The sequence below is a fragment of the Agromyces mediolanus genome (assembly GCF_014648575.1).
Classification (GTDB): Bacteria; Actinomycetota; Actinomycetes; order Actinomycetales; family Microbacteriaceae; genus Agromyces; species Agromyces mediolanus.
Genome location: NZ_BMRJ01000005.1, coordinates 154599 through 175957, shown reverse-complemented (window position 1 = coordinate 175957; position 21359 = coordinate 154599). Strand labels below are relative to the sequence as shown.

General features: G+C 71.4%; 19 protein-coding genes. 18 read left to right on the top strand and 1 reads right to left on the bottom strand.

Features of this window, described 5'->3' with window-relative positions; translation table 11 throughout:
- Window position 1 precedes the first annotated feature (1 nt).
- The 17 genes from mraY to IEY71_RS16695 all read left to right on the top strand — a co-directional run bounded on the left by mraY (window position 2) and on the right by IEY71_RS16695 (window position 19347).
- Window positions 2-1096: a phospho-N-acetylmuramoyl-pentapeptide-transferase gene (gene mraY / locus IEY71_RS16775; RefSeq protein ID WP_189086518.1), complete on the top strand. Its 1095-nt coding sequence runs from the start codon at window positions 2-4 to the stop codon at window positions 1094-1096.
- Complete coding sequence (murD, locus tag IEY71_RS16770) at window positions 1096-2631, top strand: UDP-N-acetylmuramoyl-L-alanine--D-glutamate ligase (RefSeq protein WP_189086517.1); 1536 nt, start codon at window positions 1096-1098, stop codon at window positions 2629-2631. The genes mraY and murD overlap by 1 nt, the downstream gene beginning before the upstream one ends.
- Window positions 2594-3862: a putative lipid II flippase FtsW gene (gene ftsW / locus IEY71_RS16765; RefSeq protein ID WP_189086516.1), complete on the top strand. Its 1269-nt coding sequence runs from the start codon at window positions 2594-2596 to the stop codon at window positions 3860-3862. The genes murD and ftsW overlap by 38 nt, the downstream gene beginning before the upstream one ends.
- On the top strand, window positions 3859-4938 hold the full coding sequence (locus IEY71_RS16760; RefSeq protein ID WP_189086515.1) for a UDP-N-acetylglucosamine--N-acetylmuramyl-(pentapeptide) pyrophosphoryl-undecaprenol N-acetylglucosamine transferase: 1080 nt from the start codon (window positions 3859-3861) through the stop codon (window positions 4936-4938). Before ftsW ends, IEY71_RS16760 begins: the two co-directional genes overlap by 4 nt.
- 87 nt (window positions 4939-5025) lie before the next feature.
- Window positions 5026-6429: a UDP-N-acetylmuramate--L-alanine ligase gene (gene murC, locus IEY71_RS16755; RefSeq protein WP_189086514.1), complete on the top strand. Its 1404-nt coding sequence runs from the start codon at window positions 5026-5028 to the stop codon at window positions 6427-6429.
- 13 nt (window positions 6430-6442) lie between these two features.
- Window positions 6443-7507, top strand: a complete 1065-nt coding sequence (locus tag IEY71_RS16750; RefSeq protein WP_229781815.1) for a cell division protein FtsQ/DivIB — start codon at window positions 6443-6445, stop codon at window positions 7505-7507.
- A 181-nt stretch (window positions 7508-7688) separates the two neighbouring features.
- Entirely contained in the window at window positions 7689-8894 is a 1206-nt protein-coding gene (gene ftsZ, locus IEY71_RS16745) for a cell division protein FtsZ (RefSeq protein WP_189086513.1), read from the top strand.
- Window positions 8891-9562: a YggS family pyridoxal phosphate-dependent enzyme gene (locus IEY71_RS16740; RefSeq protein WP_189086512.1), complete on the top strand. Its 672-nt coding sequence runs from the start codon at window positions 8891-8893 to the stop codon at window positions 9560-9562. Before ftsZ ends, IEY71_RS16740 begins: the two co-directional genes overlap by 4 nt.
- 33 nt (window positions 9563-9595) lie before the next feature.
- Window positions 9596-10084 (top strand): cell division protein SepF, encoded by a 489-nt coding sequence (locus IEY71_RS16735; RefSeq protein ID WP_189086511.1) that lies wholly within the window; start codon window positions 9596-9598, stop codon window positions 10082-10084.
- Window positions 10085-10090: 6 nt separating this feature from the next.
- Window positions 10091-10408, top strand: a complete 318-nt coding sequence (locus tag IEY71_RS16730) for a YggT family protein (RefSeq protein WP_189086510.1) — start codon at window positions 10091-10093, stop codon at window positions 10406-10408.
- A gap of 124 nt (window positions 10409-10532) precedes the next feature.
- A complete protein-coding gene (locus IEY71_RS16725) occupies window positions 10533-11219 on the top strand; it encodes a DivIVA domain-containing protein (protein ID WP_189086509.1) in 687 nt (228 codons plus the stop codon).
- On the top strand, window positions 11209-11853 hold the full coding sequence (gene lspA / locus IEY71_RS16720; RefSeq protein ID WP_189086508.1) for a signal peptidase II: 645 nt from the start codon (window positions 11209-11211) through the stop codon (window positions 11851-11853). The genes IEY71_RS16725 and lspA overlap by 11 nt, the downstream gene beginning before the upstream one ends.
- Window positions 11853-12773, top strand: coding sequence for an RluA family pseudouridine synthase (locus IEY71_RS16715; protein WP_189086507.1), 921 nt, complete (start codon window positions 11853-11855; stop codon window positions 12771-12773). Before lspA ends, IEY71_RS16715 begins: the two co-directional genes overlap by 1 nt.
- 135 nt (window positions 12774-12908) lie before the next feature.
- On the top strand, window positions 12909-16379 hold the full coding sequence (gene dnaE / locus IEY71_RS16710; protein ID WP_229781817.1) for a DNA polymerase III subunit alpha: 3471 nt from the start codon (window positions 12909-12911) through the stop codon (window positions 16377-16379).
- 43 nt (window positions 16380-16422) lie between these two features.
- Window positions 16423-17733, top strand: a complete 1311-nt coding sequence (gene hisD, locus IEY71_RS16705; protein WP_189086505.1) for a histidinol dehydrogenase — start codon at window positions 16423-16425, stop codon at window positions 17731-17733.
- 35 nt (window positions 17734-17768) lie between these two features.
- Window positions 17769-18242: a transcriptional regulator NrdR gene (gene nrdR, locus IEY71_RS16700; protein ID WP_189086504.1), complete on the top strand. Its 474-nt coding sequence runs from the start codon at window positions 17769-17771 to the stop codon at window positions 18240-18242.
- A gap of 46 nt (window positions 18243-18288) precedes the next feature.
- The gene (locus IEY71_RS16695) at window positions 18289-19347 is read left to right on the top strand and encodes a quinone-dependent dihydroorotate dehydrogenase (protein ID WP_189086503.1); all 1059 of its coding nucleotides are present in this window, start codon (window positions 18289-18291) and stop codon (window positions 19345-19347) included.
- A gap of 73 nt (window positions 19348-19420) precedes the next feature.
- Here IEY71_RS16695 and IEY71_RS16690 read toward each other — a convergent pair whose 3' ends face one another.
- The gene (locus tag IEY71_RS16690; RefSeq protein WP_189086502.1) at window positions 19421-20506 is read right to left on the bottom strand and encodes an App1 family protein phosphatidate phosphatase; all 1086 of its coding nucleotides are present in this window, start codon (window positions 20504-20506) and stop codon (window positions 19421-19423) included.
- A gap of 115 nt (window positions 20507-20621) precedes the next feature.
- On the opposite strand from IEY71_RS16690, the gene IEY71_RS16685 reads away from it, so the two are divergent.
- A complete protein-coding gene (locus tag IEY71_RS16685) occupies window positions 20622-21284 on the top strand; it encodes a TetR/AcrR family transcriptional regulator (RefSeq protein ID WP_189086532.1) in 663 nt (220 codons plus the stop codon).
- Window positions 21285-21359 lie beyond the last annotated feature (75 nt).

Here is a 21359-nt window from a genome sequence, read left to right as displayed (position 1 = left end):
CGTGAGAGCACTGCTGACCGCTGGAGCCTTGTCGCTCGCCTTCACGCTCTTTCTGACCCCGTTGTTCATCCGGTTGTTCACGCGGTTGGGGTGGGGGCAGTTCATCCGTGATGACGGGCCGCAGTCGCATCATGTGAAGCGGGGCACGCCCACGATGGGTGGGATCATCTTCATCCTGGGTGCCTTGTTCGGGTATTTCGGGGCGACGCTGATCAATGGTGAGGGTGCCACGGCGTCGGGGCTGTTGGTGCTGTTCATGATGGTCGGGCTCGGGGTGGTCGGGTTCATCGACGATTTCTTGAAGACGCGGAAGAAGCAGAGCCTGGGCCTGGGGGGTTGGGCGAAGGTCGCCGGGCAGGTCGTGGTCGCGGGGACGTTCGCGGTGTTGGCGTTGCAGTTCCCGAATGCGCAGGGCACGACGCCGGCGGATACGAAGATCTCGTTCATCCGGGATCTGCCGTTGGACTTCATGGTGTTCGGCACGATCGCGGGCACCGTCCTGTACGTGGTGTGGATCTGTTTGATCTCGACGGCGGCGTCGAACGGGGTGAACGTGACCGACGGGCTGGACGGGCTCGCGGGCGGGGCGTCGATCCTCGCGATCGGCTCGTTCGTCGTGATCGGCTTCTGGCAGTTCAACCAGGCCTGCGCGAATCCGAATCTGAATCAGGCGGATGCCTACCGCTGCTACGAGGTCCGCGACCCGCTCGATCTCGCGATCGTCGCGACGGCGATCGTGGGTGGACTCATCGGCTTCCTGTGGTGGAACACGAACCCGGCGAAGATCTATATGGGCGACACGGGGTCGCTCGCGCTGGGCGGGGCGCTCGCGGCGTTGGCGATCGTGAGCCGTACGGAGCTGCTGCTGGTCCTGATCGGCGGGCTGTTCGTGATCGAGACGGGGTCGGTGATCGTGCAGCGGGCGTACTTCAAGCTCACGCACGGCAAGCGGATCTTCCTGATGAGCCCGATCCATCACCACTTCGAGCTGAAGGGGTGGGCCGAGGTCACCATCGTCGTGCGGTTCTGGATCATCGGCGGCCTCCTCGTCGCCGCCGGCGTCGGCACCTTCTACCTCGAATGGCTCCAGAGCTGATGCCCGGCGCCACTGCCGAGCGGCTCGACGGGCTCACCAGCTGGCACGCCGACTGGACCGGACTGAGGGTCGCGGTCCTCGGCCTCGGCGTCACCGGCTTCGCCGTCGCCGACACCCTCACCGAGCTCGGCGCGGAGGTGCTCGTGCTCGCCCCGGCGCGCGACGACGATCGCGCCCGCATCCTGGAGGTCATCGGCGCCCGGCTCGTCACCGACCCGCTCGAGACGGTGCCCGGCGAGCTCGCCGAGTTCGCGCCCGAACTCCTCGTGGCCTCGCCCGGGTTCCACCCCGACCATCCCGTGCTCGAGTGGGCCGGGACGGAGGGCGTCCCGGTCTGGGGCGACATCGAGCTCGCCTGGCGCGTCCGCGACAAGGTCGAGACCGCCGAGTGGATCCTCGTCACCGGCACGAACGGCAAGACGACGACGACGCAGCTCGCCGCGACGTTCCTCGCCGCCAACGGCCTGCGCGCGGCACCGTGCGGCAACATCGGCGTGCCGGTGCTCGACGCCGTGCGAGACCCGCAGGGCTTCGACGTGCTCGTCGTCGAGCTGTCGAGCTACCAGCTGCATCACGTGCCCACCGCAGGGCCCGGCGCACTGCATCCGCTCGCGAGCGTCTGCCTGAACCTCGCCGACGACCACCTGGACTGGCACGGCTCCTTCGCGGGCTACCGGGACGCGAAGGCCAAGGTCTACGCGAACACCAGGCTCGCCTGCGTCTACAACCGGGCCGACGAGGCGACGCGGCTCATGGTCGAGGAGGCGGAGGTCGAGGAGGGCGCACGCGCCATCGGCTTCGGGCTCGACGTGCCCGGACCGAGCGACTTCGGCGTCGTCGAGGGCATCCTCTGCGACCGCGCCTTCCTCGACGACCGGCACCGCACGGCGCTCGAGATCATCACGGTCGCCGAGCTCGAGCCGCGCGGGCTCGACGCCCCGCACATCGTGCAGAACATCCTCGCCGCCGCGGCGCTCGCCCGGGCCGCGGGCGTCCCCGTCGGCATCATCCACGACGCGCTGGGGGAGTTCCGGCTCGACGCGCACCGCATCGAGACCGTCGCGATCGCCGGCGGCGTGCGGTGGATCGACGACTCCAAGGCGACGAACCCGCATGCCGCGCAGGCTTCGCTGAAGGCCTTCGGCCGGGTGGTCTGGATCGTGGGCGGTCTGCTCAAGGGCGTCGACGCCGATTCGCTCGTCGCGGCGCACGTCGGCCGGCTCCGGGCCGCGATCGTGATCGGGACGGCTCGCGACGAGCTGGTCGCGGCGTTCCGCCGACACGCGCCCGAACTGCCGCTCTTCGAGGTCCTCGCGCCGGACACTGAGAACGTGATGCCCGAGGCGGTCGCGTTGGCGGCCTCGGTGGCCGAGCAGGGCGACACCGTGCTGCTCGCGCCGGCGGCGGCGTCGATGGACCAATTCACCGACTACGCGGACCGCGGTCGCAGATTCCACGAGGCGGTCAGAGCGATGCTGGGAGGTGAGGCGGATGCCGATGGCACCGCAGCCGACCCCCGAGCCGATCAGGACTGACGCCGCCGGCGGGGAGCCCTCCACCGAGCCGCGCGGGATGGCCGCGGCCCGGATCCGCTTCGGGCGGGTGCTCCGCGTGGAGTCGGGCGACTTCTACCTGCTGCTCGGCACCACGCTCTTCCTCGTCGTCTTCGGCCTCGTCATGGTGCTCTCCTCCTCGGTGGTGGAGTCCCGCATCGAGGACGGCGGCGCCTTCGTGCAGATCGGCCGGCAGGCCGCGTTCGCGGCCGTCGGCGTGCCGGTCATGCTGCTCGCGAGCCGGATGCCGCAACGGGTGTGGATGCTGCTCGCCTGGCCGGCCATGGCGGTCTCGTGCCTCATGCAGCTTCTCGTCGTCGCGACGCCGCTCGGCGTCGAGGTCGGCGGCAACACGAACTGGATCTCGATCGCCGGGTTCCAGTTCCAGCCCTCGGAGATGATCAAGGTCTCGATGGTGATGTGGCTCGGGCTCATCGTGACGAAGAAGCAGGCCCAGCTGGGCGACTTCGTGCACGGCGTGCTGCCGATCCTGCTCGTCGGCGGCGGCTCGATCGGCCTCGTGCTCCTCGGCGGCGACCTCGGCACGGTCATGATCATGGGCGCCATGCTGATCGGCGCGCTGTTCCTCGTGGGCATCCGGATCCGCCTGCTCATCGGCCCGGTGCTCGTCGCCGCCCTGCTGTTCGTGATCGTCGCCTTCTCGAGCGAGAACCGCATGAAGCGCATCATGAGCTTCGTGCAGGAGAGCTGCACCAAGGTCGACGTGGACGCGTGCTGGCAGATCCAGCACGGCACCTTCGCCCTCGCGAACGGCGGGGTGTTCGGCGTCGGCCTCGGCAATTCGGCGGCCAAATGGTCGTGGCTGCCCGCGGCGGCGAACGACTTCATCTTCGCGATCATCGGCGAGGAGCTCGGCCTGATCGGCGCGATCGTCGTGATCGCCATGTTCGTGCTGCTCGCGATCGCCTTCGCCCGGGTGCTGCGCGGCGCCCGCACGCCCTTCGGCAAAGCGGCCACGGCTTCGGTCATGGTGTGGGTCATCGTGCAGGCGTGTGTCAATATCGGTGTCGTGCTCCGCGTCTTCCCGGTCCTTGGCGTCCCCCTTCCGCTCGTCTCCGCTGGAGGCACGGCCCTCCTCACGACCCTCTTCGCGATCGGCATCGTGCTCTCGGTCGCGCGGAACCCGGACGGGGGCGGCAGCGGCCGCTGGCTGCGCGGGAGCGTCCCGGCGACGGCGGGCGCCGCGCGATGACCGTCTACCTCCTCGCCGGCGGAGGCACCGCCGGCCACGTGAACCCCCTGCTCGCCGTCGCCGACCGACTGCGCGAACGCGAGCCCGACTCCGTCGTGCTCGTGCTCGGCACCGCGGAGGGCCTGGAGTCTCGCCTCGTCCCGCAGCGCGGCTACCGGCTGCTCACGATCCCGAAGGTGCCGTTCCCGCGGCGTCCGAACGCCGCGGCGCTGCGCTTCCCCCGGGCGTTCGGCCGCTCGATCGGCATCGTGCGGGAGCTCATCGCCGAGCACGGCGTCGACGTCGTCGTCGGGTTCGGCGGCTACGTCTCGACGCCCGCGTACCTCGCGGCGCGGCGCGCGGGTGTGCCGGTCGTCATCCACGAGGCGAACGCCCGTCCCGGCCTCGCCAACCGCCTCGGCGCGCGCTGGGCCGCCGGCGTCGGCGTGGCCTTCGCCGGCACGCCGCTGCGCGGTGCGCAGCTCGTCGGCATGCCGCTCCGTCGCGAGATCGAGCAGCTCGATCGCGCGGCGTCGCGAGCCGAGGCCGCCGCGTACTTCGAACTGGATGCCGCGCGGCCGGTGCTGCTCGCCACCGGCGGCTCGCTCGGCGCCCGACGGATCAACGGCACGATGGTCGACTCCGCGCAGCGGATCGTGGATGCCGGCTGGCAGGTGCTGCACATCGCTGGCGGCACCGCCGAGGCGAGCGATCCCGGGGTCGAGGGCTACCGCTTCGTCTCGTACGCGGACCGGATGGACCTGGCCCTCGCGCTCGCGGACTTCGCGGTCTCGCGCGCGGGAGCGGCGACCGTCAGCGAACTCTCGGCGCTCGGCATCCCGGCTGTGTACGTGCCCTACCCCGTGGGCAATGGCGAGCAGCGCTTCAACGCGGCGGGCGTGGTCGCGGCGGGCGGCGGCATCCTCGTCGACGACGCGCAGTTCACCCCCGACTGGTTCGCCTCCGAGGTGCTGCCGCTCCTCGCCGACCCCGCACGCATCGCGGAGATGGGCCGGCTGGCGCTCGGCACGGGGTTCCGTGACGGCACCGAGCGCTTCGTCGCGCTCATCGACGCGGCGACCGAGCCGCACGCCTGAGCCGCGCTGCGCCGGAAGGCGCGTAACGTGGAAGGGGAGCATCGCGCTCCCGAGCAGACACCGACCAGCGAGGAAGAGCCACCCGACGTGACGATCAAGCCCGACCCCTCCACCGAGATCCCCGCCGAGCTCGGCAACGTGCACTTCGTCGGCATCGGCGGATCCGGAATGAGCGGCATCGCGCGACTCGTGCTCGGCGACGGGCACCGCGTGACGGGGTCCGATGTGCGGGACTCCGCCAACGTGCAGGCGCTGCGCGAACTCGGCGCGGAGATCGCCATCGGGCACGATGCGGCGAACCTCCCCGACGACGTCGACACCGTCGTCGTCACCGGTGCGCTCTGGCAGGACAACCCCGAGTACCAGCTCGCGCTCGAGCGCGGGGTGCCGGTCCTGCACCGCTCGCAGGCGCTCGCGGCGCTCATCGGCGGCCGCCGGCTCGTCTCGGTCGCGGGCGCGCACGGCAAGACGACCTCGACCGGCATGATCGTGACCGGCCTGCTCGCGCTCGGCGCCCGGCCGAACTTCGTGAACGGCGGGGTCATCGAGGGGCTCGGCGTGAGTGCGGCCGCCGGCGACGGCGAACTCTTCGTCGTCGAGGCCGACGAGTCCGACGGCTCCTTCCTGCTCTACGACACCTCGGTCGCGCTCATCACGAACGTCGACCCCGACCACCTCGACCACTACGGTTCGCGAGCGGCCTTCGAGCAGGCCTTCGTCGACTTCGCCGACCGGGCCCGTGAGCTCGTCGTGATCTCCTCGGACGACGCCGGGGCGCTGCGCGTCACCGAGCGGCTCTCGCACGCGAGCATCGTGAGCTTCGGCGAGGCGGAGGGCGCGACGGTGCGCGTGCACTCGATCGAGACCGACGGACCGGTCGCCTTCGCGCTGAGCTACCGGGGCGCCGACTACCGGGCGAGGCTGCGCGTGCCGGGCCGGCACAACGCGATCAACGCCGCGGGCGCCTTCGCCGTGCTGGTGGGCCTCGGCTTCGACCCGCAGCTCGCGCTCGACGGCATCGCCGGCTTCGCCGGCACCGGCCGCCGCTTCGAGCTGCACGGCACCGTCGGCGGCGTGAGCGTCTACGACGACTACGCGCACCACCCGACCGAGGTCGCCGCGGCCCTCGCGGCCGCCCGGACGGTCGTGGGCGAGGGGCGGATCATCGCCGTGCACCAGCCGCACACCTACAGCCGCACGCAGGCGTTCGCGAAGGAGTTCGCCGAAGTCCTCGAGCAGTACGCCGACGAGACCGTCGTGCTCGACGTCTACGGCGCCAGGGAGGACCCGGTCCCCGGCGTGACCGGGGCGCTCGTGAGCGAGCGCTTCGACGACGCCGGGCGGGTGGCGTTCATCGCCGACTGGCAGGAGGCGGCCGACCACACCGCGCACATCGCGCGCGACGGCGACTTCGTGATCACCCTCGGCTGCGGCGACGTCTACCGCATCGTGCCGCAGCTGCTCGCCTCGCTCGAGCGGGAGCGCGGGTGAGCCCGGGGCCCGCGTGAAGCGGCCGCAGGGATTCGACGGGCCGCGCACCTCGCGGCCCGGCCGCGCGCGTCCGCTCCCGAGCGAGCCGGAGGCGCCCGCGGCGGTCCCGCTCCGCCGGGGCGGGACGGCGGGGCCCGTCGAGCCCGATGCCGTCACCGCACCGGTGCCCGTCATCGGCGACGACCCGAACGCGACGGTCCCGCTCGGCACCGCGCCGCTCGTCGCCCCGGGCGGCGAGCCCGTGGAGCGCGACGACGGCGGCCGGGCGGCACCCGCGCGCGACCGTCCGTCGCCCGCCGCCTCGGCCGCTGCGGAGGCCCGGGCGGCGCGGAAGGCGCTGGCCGCGGCCGAGCGCGCGAGGCGCCGCTACGAGCGCCGCGAGGTCCGCCGGTTCACGGCGCACACCCGTCGTCGCCGACGGGCGTGGCTGATCGGCCTCGGGGCTGCGGCGCTGTTCGTCGGCGGAGTGCTCGCCATCGCGTACTCGCCGGCCATGGCGCTGCGCGAGGTGCGCGTCGAGGGCGCCTCGCGCATCCCGCCGGAGCAGATCCAGGCGGCGTTCGACGGCGAACTGGGCACGCCGCTCCCGCTCATCGGCTCCGGCGACGTGAACACGGCGCTCCGCGCCTTCCCCCTCATCGAGACGTACTCGACCGAGTTGGTGCCGCCCGGTACCCTCATCGTCCGCATCACCGAGCGCACGCCGGTGGGGGTCGTGCAGGGCGACGACGGGCTCGAGCTCGTCGACGCCGCCGGGGTCGTCATCGACCGGCCGGCCGAGCGCCCGGAGGGCCAGCCGTTGATCGAGGCCGGGGCGATGAACGGGCCTGGGTTCCGCGCGGCGGCCGGCGTCGTGCGCGCGCTGCCCGACGACGTCAGGAGCCAGCTCGTGCGCGTGACCGCCGAGACGGCGGACGACGTGCGGCTCGAGCTCTCGAGCGGCGCCGCGGTGGTGTGGGGGAGCGCCGAGGACTCCGCCCTGAAGGCGGTCGTGCTCGCCGGGCTCATGAAGAACGCCCCGCCGGATTCGGTCGGCCAGTACGACGTCTCGGCGCCGACGAGCCCGGTCACCGGCTGATCCGGTCCCCGAGGGGGCGGATTCGGCGCTCAGAGGCCGAATCGGGCGATCCGTTCGCGACACGCGGAGTGTCGTCGTCGCCCAGGCGGCACCTGGGACCTACCGTCGTTCTCAGGAATTGCATACTCAGCAAAACTTTAACCTTCGACTAGAGGTTCAAGGTTCCCAGGGAAGGCCGAACATGTCGACAAACCAGAACTACCTCGCCGTCATCAAGGTCGTCGGCATCGGCGGCGGCGGCGTGAACGCCGTCAACCGCATGATCGAGCTGGGCCTGCGCGGCGTCGAGTTCATCGCCATCAACACCGATGCGCAGGCGCTGCTGCTGAGTGACGCCGACGTCAAGCTCGACGTCGGCCGCGACCTCACCCGCGGGCTCGGCGCCGGCGCCGACCCCGAGGTCGGTCGACGTGCCGCCGAGGACCACGCCGAGGAGATCGAGGAGGCGCTGGCCGGCGCCGACATGGTCTTCGTCACCGCCGGCGAGGGCGGCGGCACCGGCACCGGCGGCGCCCCGGTCGTCGCGCGGATCGCGAAGTCGATCGGCGCGCTCACCATCGGTGTCGTCACGAAGCCGTTCAGCTTCGAGGGCAAGCGTCGCCAGACCCAGGCCGAGCAGGGCGTCGCGCGCCTGAAGGAAGAGGTCGACACCCTCATCGTGGTGCCGAACGACCGGCTGCTGGAGATCAGCGACCGCGGCATCTCGATGCTCGAGGCGTTCTCGACCGCGGACCAGGTGCTCCTCGCCGGTGTCCAGGGCATCACCGACCTCATCACGACCCCTGGTCTCATCAACCTCGACTTCGCCGACGTGAAGAGCGTCATGCAGGGCGCGGGCTCCGCGCTCATGGGGATCGGCTCCTCGAGAGGGGCCGACCGGGCGATCAAAGCCGCCGAGCTCGCCGTCGCCAGCCCGCTGCTCGAGGCATCCATCGACGGCGCGCACGGCGTGCTGCTCTCGATCCAGGGCGGGTCAAACCTCGGCATCTTCGAGATCAACGACGCGGCGCGCCTCGTGCAGGAGGCCGTCCACCCCGAGGCGAACATCATCTTCGGCGCGGTCATCGACGACACCCTCGGCGACGAGGTGCGCGTGACCGTCATCGCAGCGGGCTTCGACGGCGGCGAGCCGCAGCCGAAGCAGGCGGTCGAGGCGCGCCAGCAGGCCGCCGTCCCCGCCGCGGTCGGTGCGGCCGTCGGCGCGGCGGGGGTGCTCGGGTCCGGTGAGCCCGGCGACCCGATCGCCGAGATCGACATCGACGAACTCGTCGAGACGGCCAGCTGGGGCTCGGCCGAGACGACCGCGAGCACCGCGGACCAGATCGTCTCCGACCCGGCCTTCGACGACGACGGCGACGACCTCGACATCCCCGACTTCCTGAAGTGAGCGAGCTCGCCGAGCGGCTGGCCGCGGTCCGCACCGGCATCTCGGATGCCGCGACCGCGGCCGGTCGATCGCCCGAGGAGCTCACGACGATCGTCGTGACGAAGTTCCACCCCGCCTCGCTCGTGCGCGAGCTCTTCGAGCTCGGCGTGCGCGACGTGGGGGAGAACCGCCACCAGGAGGCGCAGGCGAAGGCGGCCGAGCTCGCCGAGCCGGAGCTCCGCTGGCACTTCGTCGGGCAGCTGCAGAGCAAGAAGGCCAGGCAGGTCCGGGCCTACGCCTCGGTGATCCACTCGATCGACCGGACGGCCCTCGTCGACGTGCTGCGCTCGGAGGAGACGAGCGTCGACTGCTTCGTGCAGTTGAACCTGACCGACGACCCCGGCCGGGGCGGGGTGGCTCCGGCCGAGCTCGAACCGCTCGTCGAGCACGTGCTCGCGACGCCGGGGCTGCGGCTCCTCGGCCTCATGGCCGTCGCACCGCTGGACGAGCCGGCGCGGCCGGCCTTCGCGAGGGTGCGTGAGCTCTCGGAGCGCGTGCAGCGGCTCGCGCCCGAGGCCGGCGCGCTGTCGATGGGGATGTCGCACGACTACGCCGATGCGATCGCCGAGGGTGCGACACACCTGCGCATCGGCACCGCAATCACGGGGAATCGCCCGGACCGCGGTTAACCTCGAAGAGACGAAGAACACCGGAGGGCAGCGATGTCGAACCCGCTCAAGAAGACCATGGTCTACCTCGGCCTCGCCGACGAGGAGCTCGAGACCGAGGCTCCCCAGCAGCAGGCCGCCGCGCCGGCCCAGGCTGCTCCCGCCCAGGCTGCGCCCGTCGCGGCTGCCGCCCCGAAGCAGGCGCCGGTGACGCCGCTGCGCAAGCAGCACGTCCAGCCGGTCGCCCCCCAGGTGGAGATGAACGAGATTCTCACGGTGCACCCGCGCCAGTACCGCGACGCCCAGGTGATCGCCGAGTCCTTCCGCGAGGGCGTGCCGGTGATCATCAACCTGTCGCAGATGTCCGACAACGACGCACGGCGTCTCATCGACTTCGCGAGCGGCCTCTCGCAGGGCCTCTCCGGCAAGATCGAGCGCGTCACGAGCAAGGTGTTCCTGCTCTCGCCGGCGCACGTCGTGATCTCCGGCGAGAGCGGCGAGGCCGACGACGACGTGGATGCGTCGTTCTTCACGCGCGCGTAGCCGGCGGTGGGCGCCCTCTCCGTCGTCTGGAGCATCCTCTCGACGCTGCTGCTCATCTACTTCTTCGTGATGTGGGGGCGGTTCGTCCTCGATCTCGTGCGCACCTTCAACCGCAGCTGGCGGCCGCGCGGCGGCTGGCTGGTGCTGGTCGAGGCCGTGTACACGATCACCGATCCGCTCATCAAGTTCTTCCGGCGGCTCGTCCCGCCGTTGCGCCTCGGTCCCGTGGCGCTCGATCTCGCGTGGAGCCTGGCCATGCTCGTCGTCATCGTGGCGATGACCGTGGTCTCCTGGCTCTCGCAGGTCACCGCGCTCGCTGGCTGACGATCTCCTGCGAGCATTGCGGGCCGAGACGATCGGCCCTGCGGTCGCCCGAACCCGGGTGATACCGTAACCTGAACGTGATCCGACAGTTCGATAGTTTCGACAGATTTGAGGGTGAGCAGCCATGGCGCTAACTCCGGAAGATGTGGTCAACAAGCGCTTCCAGGCGACGAAGTTCCGTGAGGGCTACGACCAGGACGAGGTCGACGACTTCCTCGATGAGGTGGTCGTCGAGCTGCGCCGACTGAACCAGGAGAACGAGGAGCTGCGTCAGCGCCTCGCCGCCGCAGAGGCCCGTTCGTCCGACCAGCCGGCCGCGCCGGCCCCCGCGGCACCCGCGCCAGCCGCGTTCACCGAGCCCGCCGCGCAGCCGGCCACCGTCGCCGTGCCGACGCAGCAGCCGACCCCCCAGTCGGAGCTCGACGAGCAGACCTCGACGACGAACCTCCTCCAGCTCGCCCGCCGCCTCCACGAGGAGCACGTGCGCGAGGGCGTCGAGAAGCGCGACGCGCTCATCGCCGAGGGGCACGCGACCGCGGCCCGCCTCGTCGCCGAGGCCGAGGCGAAGCAGCGTCAGCAGATCGGCATCCTCGACCAGGAGCGCGTCGCGCTCGAGAAGCGCGTCGACGAGCTGCGCGTCTTCGAGCGCGAGTACCGCCAGAAGCTGAAGAGCTACATCGAGGGTCAGCTGCGCGACCTCGACACCGCCTCCCCGGTGCAGGTCTCGGGCAACCAGGGCTTCTCGGCCCCCGTGAGCGCCTCGGCGCAGGGCGAGCAGTCTGCGCCCACCTTCCAGGGCTTTGGCGCCTGAGCGCAGCGCGAAGGTCGGCACCGCCACCGCACTCCTGGTCCTCGCCGGCGCCGCAGTGGTGGCGTACGGCCTCGATCAGCTGAGCAAGTACCTGGTCGTCTCGAACCTCACCGAGGGCGAGACGGTTCAGGTGCTCGGGCAGGTGCTCGAGTTCCAGTTCGTGCGGAATCCGGGTGCGGCGTTCTCGCTCGCGAGCGGGATGACCTGGATCTTCACGATCCTCGCGGCCGGCGTCATCACCTTCATCATCTGGTTCGCCCGGCGCATCAAGTCGGTGGCCTGGGCCATGGTCTTCGGACTGCTGCTGGGCGGCGTGCTCGGCAACCTGACCGACCGGCTGTTCCGGGAGCCGAGCTTCGGGCTCGGCCACGTCGTCGACTTCATCTCGACGCCGTGGATGCTCCCCGCGATCTACAACATCGCCGACATCTCGATCGTGTCGAGCATGGCGCTGTTCATGATCCTCACGATCCGGGGCATCGGACTCGACGGCTCCCGCGAGGAGCGTCAGCCCAAGGGTGAGAAGGCGTCCGAGTCCGTCGCGGCCGAGCCGCAGACGAGCGCGGACGCCGACGGCGAGGCCGAGGCCGGCCCGCGCGCCAGCCTCTCCGCGCCTCGACCGAGCGAGTCCTGATGGAGCACCGCTCCCTGCCCGTCCCGGACGGGCTCGAGGGCGCGCGCGTCGATCAGGGGCTCGCGAAGCTGCTCGGCTTCTCGCGCACCCAGGCGGCCGAGGTCGCCTCGGCCGGCGGAGTGCTCCTCGACGGCGCCGTGGCGGGCAAGTCCGACCGGCTGCGCGCCGGCGCCTGGCTCGAGGTGAGCTGGGAGCCGCCGCGCACGCTCGAGGTCGAGCCGATCGCGGTGCCCGAGCTCGGCATCATCCACGACGACGACGAGCTCGTCGTCGTCGACAAGCCCGCGGGCGTCGCCGCGCATCCCTCGCTCGGCTGGACCGGGCCCACCGTCGTCGGCGCCCTCGCCGCGGCCGGCTTCCGCATCTCGACCTCCGGCGCGCCGGAGCGGCAGGGCGTGGTCCACCGCCTCGACGCCGGCACGAGCGGGCTCATGGTGGTCGCCAAGTCCGAGCGGGCGTACACGGCGCTGAAGCGCGCCTTCCACGACCGCGAGGTCGAGAAGATCTACCACACGGTGGTGCAGGGGCATCCCGATCCCTTCGCCGGCACGATCGACGCGCCCGTGGGGCGCCATCCGCGCTCCGAGTGGAAGTTCGCGGTGGTCGCCGACGGCAAGCACGCCGTGACCCACTACGAGACGCTCGAGGCCTTCCCCTCCGCTTCGCTGCTCGAGGTGCACCTCGAGACCGGGCGCACGCACCAGATCCGCGTGCACATGGCCGCGCAGCGGCACCCGTGCGTCGGCGACGCGATGTACGGGGCCGACCCGACGATCTCGGCCCGGCTGGGGATCGAGCGCCAGTGGCTGCATGCCAAGCAGCTCGCCTTCACGCACCCCGGCACGGGGGAGTGGACGACGTACGAGTCCGAGTACCCGGCCGATCTCGCCCGCGCGCTCGAGATCCTGCGGGCCGACTGAGCCGGCGCCGCCCACGGTGTGGGTGGGTCGCCGTAGACTCGCAGCACACCCCAGATCCACCAGCAGCACCACCCGATGAGGAGCCCCGTGGCCGCCGATTCCTTCGTTCATCTGCACGTCCATTCCGAGTACTCCATGCTCGACGGCGCCGCGAGAATCGGGGAGCTCATCAAGGCCGCCCAGGGGCACGAGATGCCCGCCGTGGCGGTCACCGACCACGGCAACGTGTTCGGCGCCTACGACTTCTGGAAGCAGGCGACCGACGCCGGCATCAAGCCGATCATCGGCACCGAGGCGTACCTCACGCCGCGCACCGACCGTCGTGACAAGACCCGCGTGCGCTGGGGCGACGGCGGCGGCGACGACGTCTCCGGCTCCGGTGCGTACACGCACATGACGCTGCTCTCCGAGACCACCGAGGGCATGCACAACCTCTTCCGGCTCTCGAGCCGGGCCTCGATCGAGGGCTACTACTTCAAGCCCCGCATGGACCGCGAGCTGCTGCAGACGTACTCGAAGGGCCTCATCGCCACGACGGGCTGCCCCTCCGGCGAGGTGCAGACGCGCCTCAGGCTCGGCCAGTACGACGAAGCGGTCAAGGCGGCCGCGGAGTTCCGCGACATCTTCGGCCGCGAGAACTTCTTCTGCGAGGTCATGGACCACGGTCTCGGCATCGAGAAGCGCATCATGGACGACCTGTTCCGGCTCGCGAAAGACCTCGGGCTCCCGCTCGTCGCGACGAACGACCTGCACTACACCCACGCCCACGACGCGAAGAGCCACGCCGCGCTGCTGTGCGTGCAGTCCGGCTCGACCCTCGACGACCCGAACCGCTTCAAGTTCGACGCCGACGAGTTCTACCTGAAGACCGCCGCCGAGATGCGGCACCTCTTCCGCGACCACCCCGAGGCCTGCGACAACACGCTCGCGATCGCCGAGCGCTGCGACGTGCAGTTCAACACCAATGCGAACTACATGCCGCGCTTCCCCGTGCCCCAGGGCGAGAACGAGGAGAGCTGGTTCGTGAAGGAGGTCGAGAAGGGGCTGCACCTGCGCTACCCGAACGGCATCCCGGCCGACGTCCGCAAGCAGGCCGACTACGAGGTCGGCGTCATCAGCCAGATGGGCTTCCCCGGCTACTTCCTCGTCGTCGCGGACTTCATCAACTGGTCGAAGGAGAACGGCATCCGGGTCGGCCCGGGCCGTGGCTCGGGCGCCGGCTCCATGGCCGCGTACGCGATGAAGATCACCGACCTCGACCCGCTGCAGCACGGCCTCATCTTCGAGCGCTTCCTGAACCCCGACCGCGTCTCGATGCCCGACTTCGACGTCGACTTCGACGAGCGTCGGCGCGGCGAGGTCATCAAGTACGTCACCGAGAAGTACGGCGAGGAGCGCGTCGCGCAGATCGTCACCTACGGCACGATCAAGGCGAAGCAGGCGCTGAAGGACTCGGGCCGCGTGCTCGGCTTCCCCTTCTCGATGGGTGAGAAGCTCACGAAGGCGATGCCGCCGGCCGTCATGGGCAAGGACATCCCGCTGTCGGGCATCGTCGACAAGGACCACCCGCGCTTCAAGGAGGCGGGCGACATCCGGGCGATCATCGAGACCGACCCGGAGGCGCGCACGGTCTTCGACACCGCGCTCGGGCTCGAGAACCTGAAGCGGCAGTGGGGCGTGCACGCGGCCGGCGTGATCATGTCGAGCGACCCGCTGATCGACATCATCCCGATCATGAAGCGCGAGCAGGACGGCCAGATCGTCACGCAGTTCGACTACCCGGCGTGCGAGTCCCTCGGGCTCATCAAGATGGACTTCCTGGGGCTGCGCAACCTCACGATCATCGATGATGCGCTCGACAACATCGAGGCGAACCGGGGCTTCCGACCGGTGCTCGAAGACCTGGCGCTCGACGACCAGCCCGCCTACGATCTGCTGTCCCGCGGCGACACCCTGGGCGTGTTCCAGCTCGACGGCGGCCCGATGCGCTCGCTGCTCCGGCTCATGAAGCCCGACAACTTCGAGGACATCTCGGCCGTCATCGCCCTCTACCGGCCCGGTCCCATGGGCGCGAACTCGCACACGAACTACGCGCTCCGCAAGAACGGGCTGCAGGAGATCACGCCCATCCACCCCGAGCTCGCCGAGCCGCTGAAGGACATCCTCGACACGAGCTACGGCCTCATCATCTACCAGGAGCAGGTGATGGCGATCGCGCAGCGGGTGGCCGGCTTCTCGCTCGGCCAGGCCGACATCCTCCGCCGCGCGATGGGCAAGAAGAAGAAGTCCGAGCTCGACAAGCAGTACGCGGGCTTCTCGCAGGGCATGCTCGACAACGGCTACTCCGAGGGCGCGATCAAGATGCTCTGGGACATCCTGCTGCCCTTCTCCGACTACGCCTTCAACAAAGCTCACTCGGCCGCGTACGGCGTGCTGAGCTACTGGACGGCCTACCTCAAGGCCCATTACCCGGCCGAGTACATGGCCGCGCTCCTCACGAGCGTGGGCGACGCCCGGGACAAGCTCGCGCTCTACCTCAACGAGTGCCGCCGCATGGGCATCAAGGTGCTGCCGCCCGACGTGAACGAGTCGATCGGCTTCTTCGCCGCCGTCGGCGACGACATCCGCTTCGGCCTCGGCGCCGTGCGCAACGTCGGGTTCAACGTCGTCGACGCGATCCGCGCCGCCCGCGACGAGAAGGGCCGCTTCGAGTCGTTCCACGACTTCCTGAAGAAGTCCCCGCTGCAGGTCGCGAACAAGCGCACGGTCGAGTCGCTCATCAAGGCGGGCGCCTTCGACTCGCTCGGCGACACCCGGCGCGCGCTCATCGAGACGCACGAGTCGGCGGTCGACGGCGCCGTGGCGACGAAGCGCGTCGAAGCGACGGGCCAGGCCGGCTTCAACTTCGACGAGCTCTTCGACGAGGGCGAGGGGTCCGAGGTCGCCTCGCAGGTGCCGCCGCGGCCCGAATGGCCGAAGAGCACCAAGCTCGCGTTCGAGCGCGAGATGCTCGGGCTCTACGTCTCCGACCACCCGTTGGCCGGCCTCGAGGTGCCGCTCGCGAAGCACGCCTCCACGAGCATCGCCGATCTCACGAGCTCGGAGCACACGCAGGACGGCGACACCGTGGTGGTCGCCGGACTCGTCACGAGCGTCCAGCACCGCATCGCGAAGTCCTCCGGCAACCAGTACGGCATGATCCAGGTCGAGGACTTCTCCGGCGAGATCACCGTCATGTTCATGGGCAAGGCGTACCAGGAGTTCGCACCGGGGCTGCAGGCCGACTCGATCGCGGTCGTCCGCGGCCGGGTGAGCATGCGCGACGACGGCATGAACCTGCACGCCTTCAGCGTCTTCACCCCCGACCTCGGGCAGGGCGACGAGACCGGGCCCGTGATGATCTCGCTGCAGGACGTGCGCGCCACGACCGACACGATCACCGCGCTCGGCGAGGTGCTCGCCCGGCATCGCGGCGACACCGAGGTGCGGCTCCGGCTCCTGAAGGGCGGCACGGCCCGCGTCTTCGAGGTGCCGCATCCCGTGCGCGTGACGGCCGACTTCTACGGCGAGCTGAAGAGCCTGCTCGGCCCGAACTGCCTGAGCTGAGCGGCGCGGCCCCGGGGCGCGGCCTCGCTAGGCTGGAGCCCTGATGCTGCGAACGATCGATCTCCGCGGAACCCGTCCGACCCAGCGCGAGCTGCTCGCGCTCGTGCCCCGTGCCGCCACCGACGTGTCGGCCGCGCTCGAGACCGCGCGCACGCTCGTCGAGGAGGTCCGCGAGCACGGCGAGCAGGCGCTGCTCGCCCAGGCGGAGCGCCTCGATCGGGTGCGCCCGCCGGCCATCCGCGTGCCCGAGTCGGAGCTGCGCGAGGCGCTCGCCGCACTCGACCCCGGCATCCGCCGCGCCGTCGAGTCCACGATCGAGCGCGTCCGCGCGGCGAGCGCGGCGCAAGTGCCAGCGCCCGAGCGCACCGTGCTCGCCGACGGCGCCGTCGTCGAGCAGCGCTGGCAGCCGGTCGCCCGGGTCGGCCTCTACGTGCCCGGCGGCAAGGCCGTCTACCCCTCGAGCGTCGTGATGAACGTCGTGCCCGCCCAGGCCGCCGGCGTCGCCTCGATCGCGCTCGCCTCGCCGCCGCAGGCCGCGCACGGCGGTCGCATCCACCCGACCGTCGCCGCCGTCGCCGCGCTGCTCGGCATCACCGAGGTGTACGCGATGGGTGGCGCGGGTGCGATCGGGGCCTTCGCCTACGGCGTCGACGAGCTCGGCCTCGACCCGGTCCAGCGCGTCACCGGACCCGGCAACGTGTACGTGGCGGCCGCGAAGCGCGTCGTCGCCTCGGTCACGGGCATCGACGCGGAGGCGGGTCCCACCGACATCCTGGTCATCGCCGACGACGCGGCCGACGCCGACTTCGTCGCGGCCGACCTGATCAGCCAGGCCGAGCACGACGAGCTCGCGGCCTCGGTGCTCGTGACCGACTCCGAGCCCTTCGCCGCGCGGGTGCTCGAGCGGCTCGCGAGCAGGGCCGCTGCGACGAAGCACCGCGAGCGCGTGCTCGCGGCGCTCGGCGGCGCCCAGTCCGCCCTCGTGCTCGTCGACGACCTCGCCCAGGCCGCGGCGTTCGCGAACGCCTTCGGACCGGAGCACCTCGAGATCCAGGTGCGCGACGCCGACGCGGTGCTCGCCGGCATCGAGAACGCCGGGGCGATCTTCCTCGGCCCGTACTCGCCCGTGAGCCTCGGCGACTACGCCGCCGGCTCCAACCACGTGCTGCCGACGGGCGGCCAGGCGCGGCACGCCGCCGGCCTGTCGGCGGCGACGTTCCTGCGGCCGCAGCAGATCGTGAGGTACGACGAGCGGGCGCTCCGGGAGGTCGCACCGGTGATCGCCGCGCTGTCCGCCGAGGAGGACCTGCCGGCGCACGGCGAAGCGGTGACGGCGCGGTTCCCCGAGGGCTGAGCCGGCCACCGGGCCGGGGGTAGGCTTGGCACACCATGTACTGCCCGTTCTGCCGCCACCCAGATTCGCGTGTCATCGACTCCCGCACGAGCGACGACGGACTCTCGATCCGACGTCGTCGGCAGTGCCCGGAATGCGGTCGCCGCTTCTCGACCACCGAGACGGCGAGCCTCGTGGTCATCAAGCGCTCCGGCGTCGTCGAGCCGTTCAGCCGCGAGAAGGTCGTGCTGGGCGTGCGCAAGGCGTGCCAGGGGCGGCCGGTGACCGACTCCGACCTCGCCGTGCTGGCGCAGAAGGTCGAGGAGACGATCCGCTCGACGGGCGCCTCGCAGATCGAGGCGAACGACATCGGCCTCGCCATCCTGCCGCCGCTGCGCGAGCTCGACGAGGTCGCCTACCTGCGCTTCGCGAGCGTTTACCAGGCGTTCGAGTCGCTCGACGACTTCGACGCGGCGATCGCGCAGCTCCGCGAGGAGCACGGCCGCCTTCCGGCCCGCCCGGTGGAGTGACGCGAGGCGCGGAGCCGCGCGTCGGCTCCGGTAGCCTGGCTGCGGCATGTATCGACTCCTCTTCTCGCTCTTCCTGTCGAAGCTCGACCCCGAAGACGCGCACCACCTCGCCTTCCGCGTGATCCGCGCGCTGCCGACCCTGGGGGTCGGGCGCGTCGTCGAGCGCTTCACCGCCCCTGACCCCGCGCTCGCGGTCGAGACGCTCGGGCTGCGCTTCCCCTCCCCGTTCGGCGTGGCGGCGGGGTTCGACAAGGACGGCTTCGCCGTGCGCGGGCTCGGCAACCTCGGCTTCGGCCATGTCGAGGTCGGCACGATCACCGCGATCGCGCAGCCCGGCAACGAGCGGCCCCGGCTGTTCCGCCTCGTCGCGGACCGGGCGCTCATCAACCGGATGGGGTTCAACAACGGGGGAGCGGATGCCGCGGCCGGCCGGCTCTCGCGGCTCTCCCGCCGCACGCACCGCCCCGTCCTCGGCGTCAACATCGGCAAGAGCCGGGTGACCGCGGTCGAGGACGCCGTCGCCGACTACGAGCGCAGCGCGGGCGTGCTCGCCCCCTTCGCCGACTACCTGGTCGTGAACGTCAGCTCCCCGAACACGCCGGGGTTGCGCGGCCTGCAGGAGCTCGACGCCCTCGCGCCGCTGCTCGAGGCCGTGCGCGCGGCCGCCGGGCGCACGCCGCTGCTTGTGAAGATCGCCCCCGACCTCGCCGACGAGGAGGTGCGGCGCATCTGCGCGCTCGTGCTGCGGCTGGGCCTCGACGGCATCATCGCGACGAACACGACGATCTCCCGCGAGGGGCTCAAGACGCCGGCCGCCGAGGTCGAGGCGAAGGGCGCCGGGGGGCTGTCGGGCGCGCCGCTCGCGGCCCGCTCGCTCGAGGTGCTCCGGCTCATCCGCGCCGAGGTCCCGGCGGAGCTCTGCGTCGTCTCGGTCGGCGGCGTGGCGACGGCCGCCGATGTGCAGGACCGCCTCGACGCGGGCGCGACGCTCGTGCAGGGGTATTCGGCGTTCATCTACCGGGGGCCCTTCTGGGCGCGGCAGGTGAATCGGGGGCTGCTCCGGTTCCGCCGTTCGCGCGAGCAGGCCGCGCCGCGTCGCGACTGAGGCGGCGCGCCGCCCGCCGATGCGCGCCGCCCGCCGATGCGCGGCGCTGCCGAGCCAACTCAGTCGAGCCGGCTCAGTCGCCGGCTCCGTCGCGGCCGGTGAGGACGCCGGCCTCGGCCAGACGGTCGGCGAGCGAGGAGCCGTCGCTCGCCGAGACCCACGGGATGCCGTCGTCGTGCTCGCCCGTCTTCGTGCGGCCGCCGGCGAGCACCGCCTCGCCCGTCGAGAGCCGGCGGATGGCGACGGCGGCGACGCGCTCGGGGTGCTCCTCGGCGAAGCTCGCGTAGAGCTCCTCGTCGTGCTGGCCGTCGTCGCCGATGAGCAGCCAGCGGATGCCGGGGAACTCCTCGGCGAGCCGGCGCAGGTTCTGCTCCTTGTGCGCACGGCCGCTGCGGAACCAGCGATCGTGCGTCGGCCCCCAGTCGGTGAGGAGCAGGGGGCCGGCGGGGAAGAGATTCCGGGAGAGGAAGCGGGTGAGCGTCGGGGCGACGTTCCATGCTCCCGTCGAGAGGTAGATCACCGGTGCTCCCGGATGAGAGCGCGCGAGGCGCTCGAACAGCACCGCCATGCCCGGAGTCGGGATGCGGGCGTGCTCGGCGAGCACGAAGGTGTTCCAGGCGGCGACGAGCGGTCGGGGGAGCGCGGTCACCATGACGGTGTCGTCGACGTCGGAGATGATGCCGAAGTCGGTCTCCGGCGAGACGACGAGGATCGGCGCCTCGACCTCGGCCGAGCCCTCGGTGGACAGGACCGCGCGGTGCCAGCCAGGAGCGAGCTCGACCGGGATCTTCGTGTCGACCACGCCGCCGCGGTCGGCGAGCACCTCGATGCGGACCTCGCCGATGCGGATGACGACGGGGACGTCGCCGACGGGGACGCTCGTGAAGCTGCGCCAGCCGCGGATGCTCTCCTGGCCGGGGCGCCGGCGCCGGCGCCCGCTTGGCTCGTCGCCGCTGCGCGGCTTCGAGAGCAGCACGCGGCAGAACACGCGGACCCAGTCCGTCGAGCCGTACCCCGTGTACGGGACGACCGTGGGGATGTGGCCGCGGCGCCTCGCGAACCGCTCCCGGACCTCGTGCACCCAGTCCTCGAAGCGTGCGGCGCCGTGCCGGGCCGTCCGTGCGGGGGGTCCGGGCGGGGTGGGGGGGCTCGCCGGCATCCCCTCAGTCTGTCATGCCCGCGTGGACGGGGGCGAACCGCGGCGCGCGCCGTCCACGCGGTCGGATCGGCTCCGGCGGGCAGGTAAAGTAGCCAGGCAAGTCCAAGGAGGTTTCGTGTCGAACGTCGACCTGATCCTCGGTACCGACCACGCCCGGAAGCGTGCCGTCCGTACCGAGCCGACCCAGCGTCGCAGCTCGCAGCGCCTCGATGCGCTGCTCGACGCCGCTGCTGAGATCGTCGACGAGATCGGCTTCGAACGGCTCACCACGCAGATGGTGGCCGAACGCGCCGGGGCCTCCATCGGCACCGTGTACCGCTACTTCCCCGATCGCGTCGCCGTGCTGCACTCGCTGCGCGAGCGCAGCGTGCGGCGGTACCGCGAGCGGGTCGCCGACCTCTTCGACGGCACCGAGTTCGACGGCTGGTGGCACGCGGTCGAGCTCGCCGTCGATGCGTGCATCGACCTGTACCGCGACGAGCCCGGCTTCAGCGTGGTGCACGGCTCCGAGCGCGAGCTCAGCGACGACGGCATCGAGCCCGAGTTCGCCGACCGGCTCGCGAGCGTCATCGAGGCCGAGTTCGGCGAGCTGGGCGACGGGGAGGAGCTGCGGTTCCGCCTCGGCGTCGCGATCGAGCTCGTCGACTCGCTCGTCAACCGTGCGTTCATGCGCGACCCCGAGGGCGACGAGCGCTACCTCCGCGAGGCGAAGCGCGTCGTGCGCGAGTACCTCGAGGGCGCGCTCGGCGGCCGTCGCCGGGTGGAGTCCGCAGCATAGCGCACCCGCGCCGCGCCGATGGAGGCGTTGCCCGCCGGCCGGATTGATGTTTTGCTGGTCCTCGCGTTCGGACCC